General features: G+C 65.5%; 13 protein-coding genes and 1 tRNA gene. 3 read left to right on the top strand and 11 right to left on the bottom strand.

Annotated features, from left to right (window positions below; translation table 11 throughout):
- Nucleotides 1–99: 99 nt before the first annotated feature.
- From U1737_RS02210 to U1737_RS02175, 8 genes are all read right to left on the bottom strand, one after another.
- Nucleotides 100–3,468, bottom strand: a complete 3,369-nt coding sequence (locus tag U1737_RS02210; RefSeq protein WP_332795424.1) for a polysaccharide deacetylase family protein — start codon at nt 3,466–3,468, stop codon at nt 100–102.
- Between the two features lie 308 nt (nt 3,469–3,776).
- Nucleotides 3,777–6,059 carry a TonB-dependent receptor gene (locus U1737_RS02205; protein ID WP_332795638.1) on the bottom strand — a complete coding sequence of 761 codons (2,283 nt, stop codon included), beginning with the start codon at nt 6,057–6,059 and terminating at the stop codon, nt 3,777–3,779.
- 213 nt (nt 6,060–6,272) lie between these two features.
- Nucleotides 6,273–6,539 (bottom strand): type II toxin-antitoxin system RelE/ParE family toxin, encoded by a 267-nt coding sequence (locus tag U1737_RS02200; RefSeq protein WP_332795637.1) that lies wholly within the window; start codon nt 6,537–6,539, stop codon nt 6,273–6,275.
- Nucleotides 6,540–6,541: 2 nt separating this feature from the next.
- Nucleotides 6,542–6,730, bottom strand: a complete 189-nt coding sequence (gene relB, locus U1737_RS02195) for a type II toxin-antitoxin system RelB family antitoxin (protein ID WP_332795423.1) — start codon at nt 6,728–6,730, stop codon at nt 6,542–6,544.
- Between the two features lie 142 nt (nt 6,731–6,872).
- Complete coding sequence (gene lepA, locus U1737_RS02190) at nt 6,873–8,693, bottom strand: translation elongation factor 4 (protein WP_332795422.1); 1,821 nt, start codon at nt 8,691–8,693, stop codon at nt 6,873–6,875.
- A gap of 56 nt (nt 8,694–8,749) precedes the next feature.
- Nucleotides 8,750–9,508 carry a class I SAM-dependent methyltransferase gene (locus U1737_RS02185; RefSeq protein WP_332795421.1) on the bottom strand — a complete coding sequence of 253 codons (759 nt, stop codon included), beginning with the start codon at nt 9,506–9,508 and terminating at the stop codon, nt 8,750–8,752.
- Nucleotides 9,505–10,650: a 2,5-dihydroxypyridine 5,6-dioxygenase NicX family protein gene (locus U1737_RS02180; RefSeq protein ID WP_332795420.1), complete on the bottom strand. Its 1,146-nt coding sequence runs from the start codon at nt 10,648–10,650 to the stop codon at nt 9,505–9,507. The genes U1737_RS02185 and U1737_RS02180 overlap by 4 nt, the downstream gene beginning before the upstream one ends.
- Nucleotides 10,651–10,654: 4 nt before the next feature.
- Nucleotides 10,655–10,939 (bottom strand): hypothetical protein, encoded by a 285-nt coding sequence (locus U1737_RS02175; protein WP_332795419.1) that lies wholly within the window; start codon nt 10,937–10,939, stop codon nt 10,655–10,657.
- Between the two features lie 303 nt (nt 10,940–11,242).
- Between U1737_RS02175 and U1737_RS02170 the strand changes: the two genes are divergently transcribed.
- Nucleotides 11,243–11,319: transfer RNA gene (locus U1737_RS02170), tRNA-Pro, on the top strand.
- A gap of 275 nt (nt 11,320–11,594) precedes the next feature.
- Here U1737_RS02170 and U1737_RS02165 read toward each other — a convergent pair.
- Nucleotides 11,595–13,274 carry an alkaline phosphatase D family protein gene (locus tag U1737_RS02165; protein WP_332795418.1) on the bottom strand — a complete coding sequence of 560 codons (1,680 nt, stop codon included), beginning with the start codon at nt 13,272–13,274 and terminating at the stop codon, nt 11,595–11,597.
- A 169-nt stretch (nt 13,275–13,443) separates the two neighbouring features.
- On the opposite strand from U1737_RS02165, the gene U1737_RS02160 reads away from it, so the two are divergent.
- Nucleotides 13,444–15,831, top strand: a complete 2,388-nt coding sequence (locus U1737_RS02160; protein ID WP_332795417.1) for a TonB-dependent receptor — start codon at nt 13,444–13,446, stop codon at nt 15,829–15,831.
- Between the two features lie 49 nt (nt 15,832–15,880).
- The gene (locus U1737_RS02155) at nt 15,881–18,355 is read left to right on the top strand and encodes a PhoX family protein (RefSeq protein ID WP_332795416.1); all 2,475 of its coding nucleotides are present in this window, start codon (nt 15,881–15,883) and stop codon (nt 18,353–18,355) included.
- A 334-nt stretch (nt 18,356–18,689) separates the two neighbouring features.
- Here the strand turns inward: U1737_RS02155 and U1737_RS02150 are convergent, their stop codons facing one another.
- Both U1737_RS02150 and U1737_RS02145 read right to left on the bottom strand, forming a co-directional pair.
- Nucleotides 18,690–19,082 carry a MerR family transcriptional regulator gene (locus tag U1737_RS02150; RefSeq protein ID WP_121885031.1) on the bottom strand — a complete coding sequence of 131 codons (393 nt, stop codon included), beginning with the start codon at nt 19,080–19,082 and terminating at the stop codon, nt 18,690–18,692.
- Entirely contained in the window at nt 19,079–20,764 is a 1,686-nt protein-coding gene (locus U1737_RS02145) for a long-chain-fatty-acid--CoA ligase (protein WP_332795415.1), read from the bottom strand. Before U1737_RS02145 ends, U1737_RS02150 begins: the two co-directional genes overlap by 4 nt.
- Nucleotides 20,765–20,854: the final 90 nt, after the last annotated feature.

The following is a 20,854-nucleotide window of genomic DNA, read 5'->3' as shown; positions in this document are numbered from 1 at the left end:
CCGTCATCCTGACGAAAGTCAGGATCCAGGGTCACGAAGGGCGGCGATCGGTTACTCTGGATCCTGACTTTCGTCAGGATGTCGGGACTGGGCGGACCGCTAGTTCGCCGTCACCCGCCCCGTCCGCGCCAGCTTGCCCCAGCCGACCAGCGGCCCGCGCAACGCCTGCGCGATCGCCTTCAGCACGACGTAATACATAACCTGACGGTAGCCGATCCGCTGCGGGATCAGCAGCCAGAGCAGCCGCCAGCGTTCCTTGCGCTCAAGTGCGAACGCGATCGTCGCCGCCAGCAGGTCGATCGCCGTGAAGATCAGCCAGTATGCAAGCATGGTGTAGACGTCGTGACTGGTCTGCTCCCAACCATGCGCCTGCACCGACAAATAGGTCGAGGCGAAGCTGACCAGCAGCGCGAGATCGATGATCGGCGAGATCGACGCGAGCACGATCTGGAACACGATCGCCTGCGGCAACCCGACCCAGCCAAGCCCGCGCGGATGCGAACTGCCGATCGCCGAGCGGTGCTTGTACAGGCATTGCAACGTCCCGAACGCCCAGCGGAAGCGCTGTTTCGCCAGCGCGCGCATCGTCTCCGGCGCCTCGGTCCAGGCGATCGCGAACTGGTCGTATTTCACCGCCCAGCCGTGCCGCTGGATCGCGATCGTCAGGTCCTGGTCCTCGGCGAGCGTATCGTCGGGATAGCCGCCGACGCTGCGGATCGCCTTCAGCCGCCATGCACCCACCGCACCCGGCACCACGGTCATCGCGTTCAGTCGCGCGAGCGCACGCCGTTCGAGGTTCTGCGCGGTGATGTATTCCAGCGCCTGCCACTTGGTGATCAGATTGACGCGGTTGCCGACCTTGGCATTGCCGGCGACCGCGCCGAGCTTCGGATCGTCGAACCACCGCGCGAGGCGCGCGATGGTCATCGGCTCGAACTGCGTATCCGCATCGAGCGCGATCACGATCTCGCCGCGCGCGAGTTCGAGCCCGCGGTTGAGCGCACGCGCCTTGCCGCCATTTTCCAGCGTCAGCAGGCGGACGCGGTCGTCGCCCGCGAACGCTTCGGAGACCACGCGGCTCGTACCGTCGCTGGAGCCATCGTCGATCACGATCACCTCGATCGCGACGTCGGTCGACGCCAGCACGCCTTGCACCGCGCGGACGATCACCCGCTCTTCGTTGAACGCCGGGATCATCACCGTGACGAACCGCGACGGATCGATCGCCGGGAACACCGTCTTCAACTCGCGCCGCGCCTGGATCAGCGCGAGCGCGGAGAGGGCCAAGGCGCGCAGGATGCCGATCGTGATCGCGATGCCGAAGATCCAGCGGAGCGCGACGACGATCCCGCCGAGCGTGCTGAACAGCGCCAGATCGGCGACGGCGGCGACGCGGTCGCTCGACGAGATCACCGGCATCGCCGCATCGCGCGACAGGCCCGCGAGCGTCGAGACGGGCACGAAACTGTAGCCCATCGCGCGCAACCGCTCGATGATGATCGGCAGCGCGGCGACGGTCTCCGCGCGATTGCCGCCGGCGTCGTGGAGCAGGATGATGTTGCCGCTGCGCTCCGGATTGCCCGCCTCGACGCCGGCGATCGTCCGGTCGATGATCGCCTGCACGCCCGGCCGCTTCCAGTCGTCGGGATCGACGTGCAGGCCGACCGAGATATAGCCGCGCTGCTGCGCCTCGAGCGCGGGCAGGATTTCGTCCGCGGTGCTCGGCTCGGCATCGCCGAAATAGGGTGCGCGGAACAGCCGTAGCGAGCGTCCGGTAAACGCCTGGAACAAACGCTGCGTTGCGTTGAGCTCGTACTTCACCTGCCGCGTCGACACGTTGGCGAGGTTGGGGTGCGTATAGGTGTGGCTGCCGATCTCATGCCCCTCGGCGACCATCCGTTCGAGCAGCGACCGCTGCGTCAACGCATTCTCGCCGATCACGAAGAACGTCGCCGGCGCATGCTCGCGCTTGAGGATGTCGAGGATCTGCGGCGTCCATTCGGGATCGGGACCATCGTCGAAGGTCAGCGCGAGCTGTTTCGGACGATAGCCGGTCCGCACCACGACATAGGGCGACGGCATCCGCGTGAAGTTGACATCGGCGATCGTACCGTCCTTGGCCGGCACCGCATCGCGGATGCCGGTGACGGGCTCGGCGGCGATCTTCAGGATTTCGCCATTGCCCTCGATATCGACGTTGGTGCCCGCCGGCATGGCGTCGATCGAATCGGGGACCGGCAGTTTCCGGCGATCGCGGCCCCAGATCGACCAGAGTCCCGGATCCTCGGAGCCGAGACGCCATAGCGCGACGCTCCCCAGCCCTGCCTTTTGCAGGAATGCGATCTGGTTGTACGCCGACGCCGCGTCGAGCAGCCACACCTGATGCTGCACGCCGCCCTCGGAATAGGCGAAGCTGCTGTTGCCGCTGGCCTTGTCGAAGGTCGGCATCGTGCCCGAGTCCGCGGCGTTCTGCCACGCTTCCTCGACATCGATCGCATCGCCGTTGCCCGCATCGGCGCCGGCGTGCCAGTCGTACGCATAAGAGCCGATGGCGACGACCAGCTTCGAGGGAGGGATACCGCGCGCTGCGTCGGCGACCATGCGCGCGAACCAGCGTTGCGAGGCGATCGGGCCGGGCGCGCCGCTGGTCTCGTGCTCGTCATACGCCATCAGGAAGACCTTGTCGGTCACCTTGGCATAGGCGGGCAGGTTCCAGTCGGGGTTGCCGACCGGCGCAGCGATCGCGACCACCCAGCCGCTGCTCGCGAACCGCGCGCGCGTTTCGGCAAGGAAGGCGCGGTAATTGGGTTGCGCCGATGCGGGCAGGTCCTCGAAATCGTAGAACACGCCGCCGGCATGGTTCGCGCTGAGGAACGGCACGAGCTTGTCGAGGAAGGCAGCGCGCGCCTTCGGATCGGCGAACAGCGCAGCGCTGCCGGCTCCGTCCCAGTTCCCGTCCACCGCGTTCTGCACCATCGGCAGGATCACCGGGCGGTGGACGGCCTTGTTGAGAATATCGCGGCCGGCCTGGTCGCGAAACACGGTGATCTTGTGGTCCTTGCCGGTGATCGAAACCCAGCCGGGGATCAGCCAGTCGAGCTGTTCGACGTGCCGCGCGAGGCTGGCCGTGCTCGCCTCGTCCCACGGCACGTGGAAGGCGATTGCGAGCGACGGGTTGGCGCCGTTACCGACCCCGGGCTTGGCCGCGCTCGTCCCGAACAATTGCCGGGCGTAGTAGTTGATGTCGCGCCGCGTCTCGCGGAGGATACCGCCCCGTGGCGCCGGCAGCTTGTGGAGCGCCGGGTGCTCGGGCTCGATCGGCAGCAGCGGCGCGGTCGGCACCGCGCCGATCGACACCGCGAATACCGCGATCGACAGCAGCAGCAACGCGACGAACGCCGCGACGCCAAAGGTAAAGCGCCGACGCCGGCGGCCACTAGCATCGTAGAAGACGGGATTGAGCGACATGGGAAGAGTATCAACCGGCGGAAGGAAAACGGCAAATTGCTATTTCAGGCCGCTACAGCGCGTGACACGCAGACGCTTCTGACAAATGCGTCACGCTGGCGTTAGGAATAGACTGGATCGTACCGCGGCTATTAGAACCGGGCAGTCGAATAGTGGCTCGAAACGATCCTCCCCCGCCAGGGGGAGGTGTCGCCGAAGGTGACGGAGGGGGAGGACACGGAGCGGCGGTTGCCGCTTACCTCCCCCTCCGTCTGGCCAGTGCCAGCTACCTCCCCCTGGCGGGGGAGGATCGATGGCACCCTACCCGATCAGCGGAACTTGCCGCTGAGCGAGACGCCGATGATCCGCGGTTCGTTGAACACCGCCGCCATGTAGTTCTCGATCACGCCCTTGAGGTTCTTCTCGCCGGTGATGTTGCGCGCGAACACGGCGAACTCATACGCATCGTCGGGCGCGGCATAGCCGATCTTCAGGCCACCCTCGAAGTTGCCGTTCGCAGTGAACTCCTTGGTCTTGTACAGCACGAACTGCGTATAACCCTGGATGTTGAAGTCCCCCGCGATGAACGCGCGACCGCCATTGCCGAGCGGCTGGTCGTACCGCGCGGTGAGGTCGACGTTATACTCCGGCGCGTTCGGCAGCGGGTTGCCATCGATCTGCGCGAACGTGTTGGCGCCCACCTTGATCGTCGGATCCTCGACCGTGCAGACCACGACGCCGTTCAGGATGCAGACCTGCGCGAAGACGTTCTTGTCGCGGATCTTGCTGTGCAACAGGCTCAGCCCCGCGCCGAGCGTCAGGTTCGGCACCGGCTTCCAGTTCGCCTCGGCCTCCATGCCGTACGCATCCGCCTTGTCGGCGTTGAAGAGCACCCCGTTGCCGTTCACATCGTTGCCGTTGAGCTGGATGTCCTTGACGCGGTAGGCGAAGACCGTCGCGTTCAGGCTCAGCGTGTTGTTCAGCAGGCGGCTCTTCACGCCACCCTCCCACGACAGGATCGTCTCCGACTTGGCGGTCGTGAAGTCCGAATTGAACACCGCCGAGCGGCCCTGGATCGTCGGCCCGCGGAAGCCCTCGGCGACGCGCGTATAGAGGCTGACGTCAGGGTTAGCTTGGTACAACAGGCTCGCATCCCAGCTAGGCTTGGTCGCCTTCAGCGTGACGTCGGTACGGCCGCGATACGTGACGACGCCTGCCGCCGTGTCCGCCGTCTTGAGAAGCTGCGTACGCTTCTTGTCCTCGGTGATGCGACCGCCGACGGTCAGCGTCAGCTTGTCGACCAGCTCATAGCTGACCTGACCGAAACCCGCCCAGGACGTGTTGACGTTGTGGAGCCGGACCCAGTTGTTGGGGTTGCGTGCCGTGCCCGTCAGGAAGAACCCGCGCTGGTAGAAGTCGGTGATGTCGCGCGTGTCGAAATACAGGCCGCCGACCTGCCAGTTGAAACGACCGCCGGGGGTGCCTGCAAGTCGGACTTCCTGCGACCACTGATCGAGATCGCGGATCTGGCCCTGCGACTGGCCGAAGCCGTTCGGCTGACCGCCCAACGGGAAGTTCGCTGCCGCACCGCCATCGGTGTCGCCGCGGCTGAAGCCCGACGTCGTCTCGTACGCGGTGATCGAGGTCAGCGCGGCCGGACCGAAGTCGTAGGTCGCACGGACCGAGCCGCCATAGGTGTTGTAGCTCTGCGGATTGTCGTTCGCTTCGTCGTACGAGACGACGTTGCGCGGCTCGGCCGATACGTCGTTCGAGCCCTTCTTGAGTGCGCCACGGTGGAACAGAGTCGAGGTGCCGTCATACCAGCGGGCATGGCCCGACAGGTCCAGCGTGAAACGCTCGCCGGGCGTCAGCGCGAGCTGGACGCGGACGTTGCGGTCGTCGAAGCCGCCCATCGCGTCCTTGCGCGGCGTCGCGGTGTTGTCGGCGCTTACGCCCGCGAACCGGTTGTCGACGTAATTCTCACGGTGCTGAATCAGCGTCGAGAGGCGGATCGACAACAGGTCCTTGATCAGCGGGCCACCGACGCCGGCGTCCAGGTTGACGCTGTTGTACGAACCGACCGACGCGGACGCGCGGCTCTCGAAATCATTGCTCGGCTTGATCGTGTCGAACTTGATGATGCCGGCGGTGGTGTTGCGCCCGAACAGCGAGCCTTGCGGACCGCGCAGCACTTCGACCTGCCGGACGTCATAGACCGGGTTCGACTTCAGCACGACATGCTCGAGGATCACGTCGTCCTGGATGATCGTGACCGGCTGCGAGGCGCCGAGGTAGAAATCGATGTTGCCGAGCCCGCGGATGTAGAAGCGCGGGAAGATGCGGCCGGTCGTCGATTCGACGTACAGCCCGGGGACGCGGCCCGACAGCGCGAGCAACGTGTCGTCCCCGCCCGAGGTATAGGTACGCAGCGCATCGCCCGACGCGACGCCGACCGACAGCGGCACCTTCTGGAGATTTTCGGAACGACGCTCGGCGGTGACGACGATGTCGCCGAGACCTTCCTCGGGTGCAGCCTGCGTCTGGACGGGCGCAGCGTCCTGCGCGAACGCCGCCGAACCACACAGCACGGAACCCAACGCGACGCCGAGCATCAGCGCCGACTTAACGACCGAAATCTTCAAAGTTTTTATTCCCCAATCGTGCGGCGCCGTCCCTGACGACCGGCCGCACATCCCAATACGCAACGCCGCTACGCGCCATCGACCGCCCTTCCCGGATGGCCCGACGACGCCTCGCGACGCTCACTCCCCAAGCCGGCGGTTAGGCGGGGATTGTGTTGGTATGATGACAGTTGGAGATGGAGATTACGGGTAATCCCGACGCGCATGCACGACGTTGACTATCTCGACCGTGTCCAAGACGAGGCGATAGATCAGCAGATAGTTGGGATGGACGACAGCTTCGCGCGTGCCGTCGGCCCTGCCCGGCCGGTACATGAACGGATGATCGACGAGCCGGTGCGCGCATGCCTCGATCGATGTCGCAAGGCGGAGTGCTGCGCCCCTGTTCCGGTCGGCAACGTAATCTAGAATCGTGGTGGCATCCTCGACCGCCTCAGGGCGCCAGAGCAGCTTCAGCGATCTCCGCCTGATCGATCGGCAGAGTCCAAAACCAATCTCATCGCGGCAACGGCATCATCGTGCTGGACCGACGGACGGGGGTCGGCCAACGACCGCGCAACCTTTTCGCGTAGCCAACGATCATAGGCTTCCGCTGAGATCGAGGACTCGGACTCCGAGGGTTTAGGTGCGATTTGCGGCATTAGGCGAGCTTAGGCCTGTTACTGCCGAAAGCAATGTAGCCGCGCCGCGGCAAAGCCGCATCGTCGAACGACACGGCCGAGGACAAGCTCGGCCGGTCGCCGTCCGGCTAGACGCTTGTCCTCGTCCAAGCAAAGCTTGGCCTCAGGCGTCGTCGCCCATCCGCAGCGCTGCAATAAACGCCTCCTGCGGGATGCTGACCGAGCCGTATTCGCGCATCTTCAGCTTGCCCTTCTTCTGCTTCTCCAGAAGCTTCTTCTTGCGGCTCGCGTCGCCGCCATAGCATTTGGCGGTCACGTCCTTGCGCATCGCGCTGATCGTCTCGCGCGCGATCACCTTGCCGCCGATCGCCGCCTGGATCGGGATCTTGAACAGATGACGCGGGATCAGTTCCTTCAGCCGCTCGACCATCCCGCGACCGCGGACTTCGGCGGTCCCGCGGTGGACGATCATGCTCAGCGCGTCGACCGGCTCCTCGTTGACCAGGATGCCCATCTTGACGAGGTCGCCCTCGCGGTAGCCGATCTGGTGATAATCGAAGCTGGCATAGCCCTTCGACATCGATTTGAGACGATCGTAGAAATCGAACACGACCTCGTTGAGCGGCAGTTCGTACGTCGCCTGCGCGCGACCGCCGACATAGGTGAGGTTCTTCTGGATGCCGCGGCGGTCCTGGCAGAGCTTGAGGACGCTGCCGAGATACTCGTCGGGGACGTAGATCGTCGCCTCGATCCACGGTTCGCTGATCGTCGCGATCTTGTTCGGCTCGGGCATATCGGCGGGGTTGTGCAGCTCGATATGCGTCGTACCGGACGGATCGGGGTGGGTCAGCTCGATCTCATAGACGACGGAAGGCGCGGTGGTGATCAGGTCTAGATCATATTCGCGCGTCAGGCGTTCCTGGATGATCTCCAGATGCAGCAGCCCGAGGAACCCGCAGCGGAAACCGAAGCCGAGGGCTGCCGACGTTTCCATCTCGAACGAGAAGCTCGCATCGTTCAACCGCAGCTTCGAGATACTCTCGCGCAGCTTCTCGAACTCGGCGGCATCGACCGGGAACATCCCGCAGAACACCACCGGCTGGACTTCCTTGAAGCCCGCCAGCGCCTCCAGCGCAGGCCGCTTGGCGTCGGTGATGGTGTCGCCGACGCGCGTTTGCGCGACCTCTTTGATCTGCGCGGTGATGAAGCCCATCTCGCCGGTACCGAGCTCGGTCAGCTGCTCGATCTTCGGGCGGAAACAGCCGACCCGGTCGACGAGATGCATCGTGCCGGTCTGCATGAACTTGATCTGCTGGCCCTTCTTCAGGACCCCGTCGATCACCCGCACCAGGATCACGACGCCGAGATACGGGTCGTACCAGCTGTCGACCAGCATCGCTTTCAGCGGCGCTTCGGGATCGCCGCTGGGCGGCGGGATCTTGGTGACGATCGCCTCGAGGATCTCGACGATGCCGATTCCCGACTTCGCCGACGCGAGCACCGCCTCGGACGCGTCGATGCCGATCACGTCCTCGATTTCCTTGCGGACCTTCTCGGGCTCGGCGGCGGGCAGATCGATCTTGTTGATGACCGGCACGATCTCGTGGTCGTGCTCGATCGACTGGTACACGTTCGCCAAGGTCTGCGCCTCGACGCCCTGCGCCGCATCGACCACCAGCAGCGCGCCTTCGCACGCGGCGAGGCTGCGGCTCACTTCATAAGCAAAATCGACATGGCCCGGCGTGTCCATCAGGTTCAGGACGTAATCCACGCCGTCCTTCGCATGATACGCGAGGCGCACGGTCTGCGCCTTGATCGTGATCCCGCGTTCCTTCTCGATGTCCATGTTGTCGAGCACCTGCTCGGACATTTCGCGCGCGGTCAGGCCGCCAGTTTCCTGGATCAGCCGGTCGGCGAGCGTCGACTTGCCATGGTCGATATGGGCGATGATGGAGAAATTGCGGATGCGGTCGAGCGGAGTCATGCCGCGCTCCTAGCAGCGACGCCGCGCGGGGGATAGACGGGCGATAGGCGGTAGCCTCAGGTCCTGCGCGCGATGAGATGATAACAGCGCGCGACCTGGCGATACGGGTCCTGCCGACCTGCCAGCCATTCGCTCCGCAGCACCTGCTCGGGATCGTCCGCGACGATCGGACCGGTATGATGATCGGTGAAGATGCCGATTCCCGACCACTCGACGATGTCCGCGCCCGCATCGACCAACAGGGCCTCGATCGTGGCGCGCGCGTGATTGCGGCTGGCGGCATAAGGCCCATGCGCGTCGTCGCCCGTCTCCAGCGCGATCCGCGCCTCGGTCCACCGTCCCGCCAGTCCCGCGCGCATCGCCGCCGCTGCAGGGTTGATCGCGACGATCGAGATCAGCCCGCCCGGCTTGCACAGCGCGACCGCGGTTCGGACCAACGGCGCCGGATCATCCTCGTACATCAGCACGCTGTGGCAGCAGGCGAGATCGGCGACGCCCGTCTGGTCCGCCGCCATCATCGCACCGTCCGCGCAAATCAGCCGGACTCGGTCGCGGATCGTCGCCGGCGACTTCGCCAGTCGCTGTTCGCCGAGCGTGATCATCTGCGGGTCGATATCCTGCGCGACGACGTCATGTCCCGCCGCCGCCAGCCGAACGGCCAGCGCCGCATCGCCGCCACCGAGATCGACCACGCGCAGCGGTCCCGTCGGCAATACCGCCTGCAGCGTACGGATCGTCAGTTCGAGCGGGATACTCTTCCCCTCATCCTGCACGAACGCATCGACGATACCGCTGGCGGCGGTCCAGTAGTTCATGCGGCTACCAAAGGCGTTGGGCATGGCGTCAGCACGCCGTCCGACAACAATCCGCAGCAATCGCCGTCCTCGATCTGCAGCGTATCGGGCGAGAACACATCCTCGTCGCGCGTGCTTTCTGGATGCGGCAAGTCCGACGGCACCAGATGCTCGAGATCCATGACGTCGCTACCACCATCCACTTCGACGATCCCGCCGCGCGCGATCAGGTCGAGGTGGATCGCGCACTGGTAGCCGACGACGCCCGGATCCTGATTGTGCTGGCCGAGCCCGAGATGCACGCCCGGCCGACGCTCGTTGATGTGTGAGTTCATCGCGATCGGCTCGCCGATACAGAAATTGGTCCCGAACCCGAGCTCGCCGACATTGTAGGCGCAGTGCGTCGTCAGTGCGGAATCGAGGAACCGCATCGTCCGTGCATCATCACAGCGATGCGCCACGACCCGCCCGCCTTCGATCTCGATGGTCACCGGAAATGCCTCCAGCCGCACATCGTCGTCGGTGATCGCGTTCACGTTGTACGCGAAGTCGGCGACGTGGATGCCGGAGATCTCGGCCGGGAACGTCGCCACCTCGCCGGCGGGCAGGATGACGGTGCCGCCGTCTCGCGCGCGCCCGCGATTGCTGATCCAGCGATGCTTCGGATCCAGCGTCACCGCCAGATCGGTGCCGCCCCGCGTCGTGATCCGCAGCTGCGTCGCGCGTGTCAATCGTTCGAGGATAGCGACGTTGCGCCGTGACAGTTCGTCAAGCGACGCAAGCAGCGCGTCCGCGAACAGGCTGTCGCTCGCGCTTATCGACCGAAAGATCCTCAGTCGCTCGGCGGGATAGCGCGCCAGCGCGCGGGTCAGCGCACCGGTATGCGAAAAGGTATCGCGCTCGAACGACAGCAGGATCAACCGTCCGGTGAACGCATCGCTCGCGGGCAGCGCCTCTCGCAACCGCACCTCGAACGTCTCGTCGACAAGCGGTGCCATCCATACCCGCACGGCAGGGATGGCGCGCATCTCGAGCGCGGCGCAGACGAGGGCGACGGACCGTTGGCTATCGCTGGTATACAGGATAACCGCAGTGTCGCCGCCGGCGATCCGGACATAGGCGTCCAGCAGGGACTGAACCCCGCGCCAGATCTTCCCGTCCATCGCCCTAGTTCTTAACGTCGATGCCGCGGTCGGCGAGCGTCGGCTTCGAGGTGCTGTAGTTGATCGTCCACGCGACCGTGTCGATCGCGCGGATGCGCGTCGAGCCATCGACCGTTGCTGCTGCGGTGCTGTAGGAGATCGTCCAGGCCGCGTCGCCGCCCTTGCCGAGGTCGATCACGTGCGTGCTGAGGTCGCCGATCCGGAAGACCTGCTCGCTGCTTTTTACTTCGCGCAACACCTGCGCAGAAACGCGGGTGACGATGTCGTTGATTTCTTGTTCGCTAGGCATGTCTGCTCTCCTGATGATTGCAAGAAACGCGACGCTGGTCGTGAGTAAGTCCCTTTGCGTCCCGATAAAGCTGCGCCAGCGGGCGGGACGCGACAATCGCGGCGAAATCCGTTTCGGAGGCAAAACGGTTCGATGCCGTCTCTCGCGGCGGCAGGTGTCGGGCTGACCACGATAAAACTACCGCCGTGGCGGTTCAGCTTTGCTGGCGAACGGACCCCAGACCGGCCGCTCGCTGGGCCTGACACGGATATTTGTCTTGATCGCCCGGAATGTCGGGGCTAGGGCGCTCTCCGGCAATGTTGTCGGGGCGTGGCGCAGTCTGGTAGCGCACTGGTCTCGGGGTCCAGGGGTCGTAGGTTCGAATCCTATCGCCCCGACCATTGCCGGTTTTTCAGGGGTGTTGGCCCCGCTTCCCCGAACTGAAAACTCCGATCGATGCGTCGCCCGGCCCCGGCGGATACCCGGTTTGCGACGCCCGTTGATCGATATCACCCAGCAAAAACTCTTATCGATCCTCCCCCGCCAGGGGGAGGTGGCTGGCACTTGCCAGACGGAGGGGGCGGAAAGGGAAACCGCTGATCCGTGTCCGCCCCCTCCGTCACCTTCGGCGCCACCTCCCCCTGGCGGGGAGGATTGCAGGATTAATTGTCCCGGTTCAGGCGATCTTTTCTAGCGGCGCATCGGGACGATCCGCATGCGCCCGGAACCGCGCGGCGGTGGCTTGCGTGTAGGGTTTGGTCATCACCGTCGATACCGTCACCGAATCCGCCGTGGCGTGGTCCGGCGTCAGGGTCAGCAGCGTGAAGCCCTTGCCGTCCTGGTCGCAGAACCGGACTTCGCCCTTGTTGGCGTCGGCGATCAGGCTGCCGATGCCGGGCAGCAACGAACCATAGGACGGGCTGGTGATCGCGGTGCAGCCGAACTCCGCTGCGACCAGCTTGCCCGACGCGTCGTGCAGGTCGTTCGCCCAGGCCGCATGACTGTCGCCGGACAGCACGATCGGCCGCGACCTGGCGCGCTGGAATGCCGCATACAGACGTTCGCGGGCGGGCGGATAGCCGTCCCAGCTGTCGAACCCGAACGGCAGGCCAGCGCGGTACGAGGCGATGCTCGCCGTCAGTCGCTCGCGCCACATCGCCGGCAGTTTCGCCATCGTCTCGGCGAATTTAACCGGACCGAGCTGTCGTTCCATGTCAGGGCCGGCGACCTTGGCCATCACCACCTGATTGCCGAGCACCTGCCACGGCTTGCCCGCCGCGACCGAGGTCGCCATCGTCTTCTCGACCCAGGCGAGCTGCGCCGGGCCGAGCAGTTCGCGGTCCGTCCGCGCACGCTCCGCCAGCATCGCCGCATATTCGGCGGGCGTGATCTCCTCGCCCTTCGACACGACCTGATGACTGCGCGCGAGCAGCCGCGTCTCGACCATCACGAGCGTCGCGAGATCGCCGAAATCGAAGCTGCGGTTGATCGCCGCCCAGGGCTGGCCGGGCTTGGGATCGCGGATCGGCATCCATTCGAAATAGGCCTGCATCGCGGCCGCCTTGCGCGCGTCCCAGTCGCCTTCGGTCTTGGGATCGTGGTTCTCGGCACCGTGCATCCAGTCGTCGTTAGCGACCTCGTGATCGTCCCAGACGCAGATGAACGCGGCGCGGGCATGCGCGGCCTGCATGTCGGGGTCGCGCTTCACCTGCGCGTGGCGCATCCGGTAGTCGGCGAGGCTGACGATCTCATGGCGCGGCTCGACGAGGCGGCCGATCTTCTTCGCAATGTCCGCGCCATAGCCGTCGACGCCGTACTCGTAGATGTAATCGCCGAGATGCAGCACCGCGTCGAGCCGGTCGAGCTTGGCGATCGCGTCATACGCGTTGAACAACCCACCCGCGTAGAGCTGGCACGAGACCACCGCCATGACGACGTCGGCGATCTTGCCCTTCGGCAACGTACGGAACCGGCCGACCGGCGAGCGCGTGCCGTCCGCGGCGTCGAACCAATAGCGATATTCGCGGCCCGGCTGGAGCCCGGTCGCCTCGACCTTTGCGGTGAAGTCGCGTGCCGCGCGGGCCTTGACGCTGCCTGACCGGAGAGGCTTGCCGCCGTCCGTCTCGGCGACGTGCCAAGTGAGTGCGATATCGCCGGCCTGGGCGTCGTCGGCGGGCGTCGCGCGGGTCCACAGGATTGCGCCGTCGACCGCGGGATCGCCGCTCGCGACGCCGTGATCGAAGCGGCTCTTGACCGCACCCGCGGCTTGCGTCGCGACCGCGGGCAGCGCCAGCGTCGCGCCCGATCCGGCGAGTTTCAGGGCATTCTTCAGGGCGTCGCGGCGGTTGATCGTCATCGGCTGAGGCTTTCGTAGCGGGGTCGTCCGGCTGCTAGCGGCGATCCAAGACAGCGCGGTGGCAACGATGTGACACCATCGTTACGGAACCGTCATATTCGTTTCATCATCACGACGTCGAAACGTCACATGCCGCCCGTAGTGCCTCCCCAACGACACGGGGGACTTCATGACACGTATCTTCACGCGGCTCGCACTTGCGACGCTCGCAACGACCTGCTCGACCGCCGCACTCGCACAGGCGTCGACCCAAGCCGACGTCCAGACCGGTACGCTGAACGACGAGATCGTCGTCACCGCGCAGAAGCGCGAACAGCGGATCGCGGATGTTCCCGTCACCGTGACCGCGGTCACCGGCGCCAGGATGGCGGCGATCGGCGTCAATTCGCTGACCGAGGTCGCCGCCTATATCCCCGGCCTGCAGATCCAGGAGCAGAGCGCGAACAACCCGGGCTTCGTGATCCGCGGCATCACCTCGGACAATGGCTCGTCGCAACAGGGCGCGCGCGTCACGCTGTATTACAACGGCATCGACATCAGCCGGTCGCGCGGCGCGTATCAGGACCTATACGATCTGGAGCGGATCGAAGTCGTGAAGGGCCCGCAGGCGACGCTGTTCGGCACCGCCGCCGCGGTCGGCGCGATCAGCGTCATCTCGGCGAAACCGCAAGCCGGCGTGTCGGGCGCGATCAACGGCTCGTACGGCAATTTCAACCGCACGCAGGTGTCGGGCTTCCTCAACGCCGGCAACGACGTGCTCGCCGGACGGATCGCGTTCGCCTATAAATACCGCGACGGCTATGTCCGCAACATCGCCGGCGACGCGAACGTGCCGAACCAGAACCAGGGTGGCGTGGACCAGGACGATCTGAACGGCCAGGACCAGCGCGGCGTGCGTGGCTCGCTTCGCTTTACGCCCAACGACAGCATCACCGCCGATCTCGTCCTGACCTATGACGGCCAGCGCAACCCCGGCACCGCGTTCAAGAGTCGTGCCCACGCCCCGACCGGCGGCCAGACCGGCGACTATGGCTATGCCGAACTGTCGGGCTCGCCGTACAGCGCGGCCGTGCTCGGCGCGCGGAAACTCGGGCTCGACCGCAACGTCTACGACGCCAATTTGACGATCACCGCGGACCTGTCGCGGGGGATCACCTTCACCACCGTCAACGGCTATCGCCGGTTCGACGCGCTGGAGATTTTCGACGCGGACGGTGGCCCCGCCGCGTATCTGGAATTCGCCGAGGATGCGAAGGGCGACCAGTGGAGCCATGAGAGCCGCTTCGCCTTCGAAGGGCCGAAATATCGCGCCTCGGTCGGCTGGAACGCGTTCTTCGAGAACGGCTTCCAGCGCGTCCCGTTCGCGACCGAAGAGGGCACGTATCTCGCCTGCTCGGTGGCCGCCGGCTATGCGCCGATCCGCACGGCGCTGAACGGGGCGGGCATTCCCACCGGCACCGGCTGCGTCACCGCCAATGGCACGATCCCCGCCACCCGCGCAACGTCGATCCTGACCGGCGGGCGTGCAACCGCAATACCTTATGCCGCAGAGTTCACGAACTATGGCAGGAACAACACCTATTCGGTATTCGCCGACGCGACCTATATCCCGGTCCCCGCACTCGAACTGACCGCGGGTGCGCGGATCCTGATCGAGGACCGCCAGTCGGGCTATTCGTCGATCCAGCCGAACTCGGTGATCCTGGCCGCGGCCAATATCCAGACCAGCCTGCTCGGGACGGCGAACACCAATGGGAACAAGTTCGTCGCCGAGAAGAGCTTCACCGCGATCCTGCCGCGCTTCAATGCGCTGATGAAGCTCAGCGACGCGGTCAACGTCTACGGAACCATCAGCAAGGGCCGCCGCTCGCCAGTCGTGCAGCTTGCCGCACAGCGCACCGCGTTCGGTGTCGGTCCGAACCTGCAGATCATTCCCGAGGAAAAGGTCTGGAATTACGAAGGCGGCATCAAAGGCCAGATGGGCCCGTTCAGCGGCGCCGCCTCGGTGTTCTACCAGACCTATGACGGCTTTCAGTTCTCGGTAACGAACAACGGCGTCACGACGGTGCGCAGCGCGGACTCGGCGAACAGCGTCGGCGTCGAGCTCGAAGGCAATCTCAAGCTCGCATCGTATCTATCGGTATTCGGGACGTTTGCGTATATCGACGGCGGTATCGGCGATGACGTGGCGAACGGCCCCTATGCCGGCAACCAATTCCGCCTTCAGCCCAAGACCACCGCATCGGCCGGCGCGATCCTGCGCGCGCCGATCGGCGGGGCGACGCTCTACGCGACGCCCAGCGTCACGTATAAATCGAAGGTCTTCTTCGAACTGCCCAATACCGAGGCAATCAGCCAGCAGGGCTATACGCTCGTCAACCTGCGTGCCGGTCTGGAGTTCGCGCAGGGGCGCTACAGCGTCGGCGGGTTCGTCCGGAATGCGACCAACAAGCGCTATCTGATCGACGCGGGCAACACCGGCGGGGGCTTCGGCATCCCGACCTACATAGCCGGCGAGCCACGCTTCTACGGCGTCGAGCTGGGCGCGAAATTCTAATTCCACGCATCGCTATCGTACCGAGCAACCATCCCCGGGGGGACCACGCATGACCATCGACACCATTTATACCGACGGCGATATCGACACCAATCCGACCGCCAATCCGCATCTGAACGAGTTGATCGATACGCGCTATTCGCGGCGCCAGACGTTGATGGGCGGCATGTCGGCAACCGCCGCGGCGGTGTTCGGCGGGATGCTGCTGACCGGGTGCGACGATGACGACGACGGCAACGGCAGCAGCCCGGTCACCGTCACCGCGACCGCGGGCGGCAGCTCGTCCGCCGGGCGGGTAGCGACGCTGACCGGCGCGGCGATCGGCCAGGTGGACAGCGTAAGCTGGGCGCAGACGGCGGGCCCGGCGGTGACGCTGGCCGGCGCGACCACCTCGACCGCGACCTTCGTCGTGCCGGGGGCGGCGGCGGGGACGGTGCTGAGCTTCCAGTTCACCGCCGTCTCGGCGAGCGGATCGGTGAACGCCACGACCAGCGTGACGGTGGGCGCGGCTTCGCTCGGGTTCACCGCGGTTGCGAAGAGCCTCGCGGACGTCGTTGCGGTTCCAACCGGATATGTGGTGACGGTGCTGTACCGGCTCGGCGATCCGATCGCGGGCGGGGTCGCGGCCTATGCGAACGACGGCACCGATACGAATTTCTCGAAGCGTGCGGGCGATCATCATGACGGCATGAGCTATTTCGGGCTGTCGGCGAGCGGAACGCCCGATGCCAACGGCAACACGCGTGGGCTGCTGGTACTCAACCACGAGAATATCTCGCAGCCCTATCTGCATCCGAACGGTGCAACCAATCCAGGCGGCGTCCGTCCCGAGGCCGAGGCGCTGAAGGAAATGGAGTGCCACGGCGTGTCGGTGATCGAGGTCAGTCGCTCCGCGAACTGGGCCTATGTTCCGACCTCGTCGTTCAACCGGCGCATCACCCCGCTGACGCCGATGAGCTTTTCGGGGCCGGTGCGCGGCAATGACAGCCTCAAGACGCGCTATTCGCCGGACGCGACGGCCGGGCGTGGCACGATCAACAATTGTGCCAACGGTACAATGCCTTGGAACACGTACCTGACGAACGAAGAGAACTGGGTCGGCTATTTCCGCCGCGAGGTCGGCGATGGCGCGCGGCGTGCCGCGACCGGTGCAGCCGGCGTCAAGGCGAACACGTCGCTGGCGCGCTATGGCAAGGGCGAGAGCAACACCGGCGGCAATTACGGATGGTCGACGGTCAGACCGGCCGACACGACCAGCACCGCCTATGCGCGCTGGAACATCACGGCGCAGGCCGGCGCACCTGCCGATGGTACGGGCGATTTCCGCAACGAGATCTTCCAATATGGCTGGGTGGTCGAGATCGACCCGTTCGATCCGGCCTCGACGCCGCGCAAGCGGACCGCGCTGGGGCGCATGAACCACGAGGGCTGTGAGATCGGCCGGACGATCCCGGGCGTGAAGCCTGCCTTCTACATGGGGGACGATGCGCAGAACGAGTATATCTACAAGTTCGTGTCGGCCACGCCTTGGTCCGCGGCGGATGCCACGGCCGCCAATCGGTTGGCGATTGGCGACAAGTATCTCGATACTGGAACACTTTACGTCGCGAAGTTCGCGGCGGATGGGAGCGGTCAGTGGTTGCCGCTGGTATTCGGCCAGGGGCCCCTCACCTCGGCCAACGCCGCCTATTCGTTTTCGAGCCAGGCGGATGTGCTGATCAATACGCGACTGGCGGCGGATGCGCTGGGGGCCACGCGGATGGATCGGCCGGAATGGACCGCGGTGAATCCGGCAACCGGCGAGATGTATTGCACACTGACCAACAACTCGTCGCGGACCGTGGCAACGGCGGATGCGTCCAACCCGCGCGCCTATGTCGATCCGAAGACTACCGGCGGCCAGACTACGGGTAACGCCAACGGGCACATCATCCGTCTGCGCGAGAAGGACGACACGTCCGAGGCGACGACATTCGCCTGGGACATCTATGCGTTCGGCGCGGGTTCCGATCTGGATGCGACCAACATCAACCTGTCGGGCCTTGATGCGACCAACGACTTCTCGTCGCCGGACGGCCTGTGGTTCGGCCTGCCGAGCAATGCGTCGGGGACGATCGCGCCGGTGATGTGGATCGAGACCGACGACGGTGCGTATACCGACGTCACCAACTGCATGCTGCTCGCCTCGGTGCCGGGCAAGGTCAATGACGGCGGTACGCGGACGGTGACCAACACGGTCGGCGCGGCGACCGGCTCGGTGACGACGCGGATCGGCAAGGCGCCGGGCGCGACCCTGCGCCGCTTCCTGGTGGGGCCGAAGGAGTGCGAGATCACCGGCATCTACTCGACGCCGGACGGGCGGTCGCTGTTCGTCAATATCCAGCATCCCGGCGAAGGTGGCGGGCCGACCAACATCACCAGCAGCTGGCCTGCGAACCAGGCGGGTGCGGTGACGCCGCCGTCGCGGCCGCGGTCGTCGACGATCGTGATCACGAAGAACGATGGCGGTGTGGTCGGGCTTTAAGCTTCGGGTCCCTCGCGATCCTCCCCCGCAAGGGGGAGGTGGCACCGCAGGTGACGGAGGGGGAGGACACGGAACAGCGGTCGTCGCTTACCGCCCCCTCCGTCTGGCAAGTGCCAGCCACCTCCCCCTGGCGGGGGAGGATTGTAACGTTCCTCGTCCCGTAAGGCGTGCCCGTACCGCCCCGCCCCGGCGGAGGCCGGGGTCCAGTTGGGGGACGTTGCTGACCCGCGCTGCGCTTCGTTACTGCCACCTCTCCAACTGGGCCCCGGCCTTCGCCGGGGTGGTGCAGTTTCGAGCGATTGGTGCAATTGCAGGGCGGCGGCGTCCCGTACTCCTAGACCGATCCCGCCGGAATCCGCGCGAGCGCTTCCTGCTCGATCTTCTCCAGCTCGTCCCGAGTCTGGACGATCGCCTCGCGTTGCGCGTCCAGCAGGTCGATCCGCTGGCGACAGCGTTCCGCCAGCGCGCGCATCTGTTCCACATGCTGCGGGTCGGCATCATACAGGTCGAGGAACTCCTCGATGTCGCGCAACGTGAACCCAAGCCGCTTCCCGCGCAAAATCAGCTGCATCCGCGCCACTTCGCGCCGGGTGTAGACCCGCGTCGTGCCGATCCGGCAGGGCTCGATCAGCCCCTTGTCCTCGTAGAATCGCAAGGTCCGCGCGCTCACGCCGAGCATGCGCGAGACCTCCTGTATGCCGGTCAGATCGTCCTGTCGGTCGTTCACGCGTTCACTCCCCTCGCCTCCGCCGCTGCGGCCTTTGCGGCCTCTTCTGCGACAAGTTCCTTTTTGGATAGCTTGCCGATCAGCGTCTTGGGGAGACTGTCGCGGATTTCGACCTCGCGGGGAAGCTCGATCTTGCTGATCTTGTCGCGGAGAAAATCGCGCAGTTCGAGCGGGGTAGCGACTGCCCCTTCCGCCAGCACGACGAACGCCTTGGGGGCCTGGCCGCGGTATTTGTCGGGCACGCCGATGACGACCGCTTCGAATACGGCGGGGTGTTCGTACAGCGCCTCCTCGATCACGCGCGGATAGACATTGTAGCCGCCGGCGAGGATCAGGTCCTTGATCCGGTCGACGATGAACAGATAGCCGTCCGCGTCGAGATGGCCCACGTCGCCGGTGCGCAGTGCGCCATCCGCGAACAGCTCCGCGGTCGCGGCGGGCTTGTGCCAATAGCCCTGCGTGATCTGGGGCCCACGCGCGCAGATCTCGCCATTTTCACCGATCGGGAGCAGCCGGGTCGGGTCCTCGCGGTCGCGGATCTCGATCGTCGTGCCGGGGAACGGCAAGCCCGCCGAGCCCGGCTTGTTCAGGCCGTCGATCGGATTGCAGGTGATGATCGGCGAGGCTTCGGACAGGCCGTAACCTTCGACGAGCTTTGCGCCGGTCGCCGTCTCGAACGCCACACGGACCTCGGCGGGGAGCGGTGCGCCGCCCGAGATGCAGGCGTGGATCGAGGACAGGTCGATCTTCTGCGTTTCCGCCGCAGTGGTGATCGCGGCGTAGATCGTCGGCACCGCGGGGAAGTAGCTCGGCTTGGTGCGGTCGATCGTCTTGAGCAGTTGCTGCAATTCGAAGCGCGGCAGCAGGATCATCTCCGCGCCGGTGCGGATCGAATAGGTCAGCACCGTGGTCAGCGCGAAAACATGGAACAGCGGCAGCGCACCGAGCACGCGGTCCTGATGCGGCTGTTCGCCGCCGACGAACGTCACCATCGCATCGGCGTTCGCGACGAGATTGGCGTGGCTAAGCATCGCCGCCTTAGGCTCGCCGGTGGTGCCGCCGGTATATTGCAGCACCGCGACCTCGTCCGGCGACACCGCGACCGGGACCGGCGCGCCCTTCGCCTTCAGCAGCGAATCGAACGTGCAGTGGCTCGCGTCGCTCGGGGCGTGACCGATCTCGGCGCGCTTGAAGATGCGGTAGGCGATCGACTTCAGCGTCGGCAGCGCACCCGCGATTGGGCAGGTGATGACGTGCTTCACGCCCATCTGCCCCGCGACCTTCAGGACGCGCGCGTGGATCTCGGCGATGTCGCAGGTGGCGATGATCGTCGCGCCTGAATCTTCGAGCAGGTGCGCCAGCTCGCGCTCGACATAGAGCGGGTTGACGTTGACGACGATGCCGCCGGCCTTGAGGATCGCGAAGAACAGGATCGGGTAATAGGGCGTGTTCGGCAGGCAGAGCGCCACGCGCGTGCCCTTCACGACGCCGAGATCCTGGAGCCCGCGGGCGGCCCGATCGACCGACTCGCCGAGCGCGGCATAGGTCAGGGTCCGGCCCATGAAGTCGAGCACGTTGCGCGATCCGAACCGGCGGACCGACGTGTCGAGCATGTCGCCCAGCAGCCGTGGCTCGCCCTGCAACGGCACACCGATCGCTTTGCCCCCGGAACTATCCTGCATCTCGCTCTCCATAAGATGGTGTGCGTAAGCCATATTGTCGGCCGCTTCACCTTGACGTAAAGGTGAGGTATCGCACCTTAAGGGTAACCC

Source organism: Sphingomonas fucosidasi, assembly GCF_036663855.1.
GTDB classification, from domain to species: Bacteria; Pseudomonadota; Alphaproteobacteria; order Sphingomonadales; family Sphingomonadaceae; genus Sphingomonas; species Sphingomonas faeni_B.
This window is presented reverse-complemented; position numbering and strand designations above follow the sequence as displayed.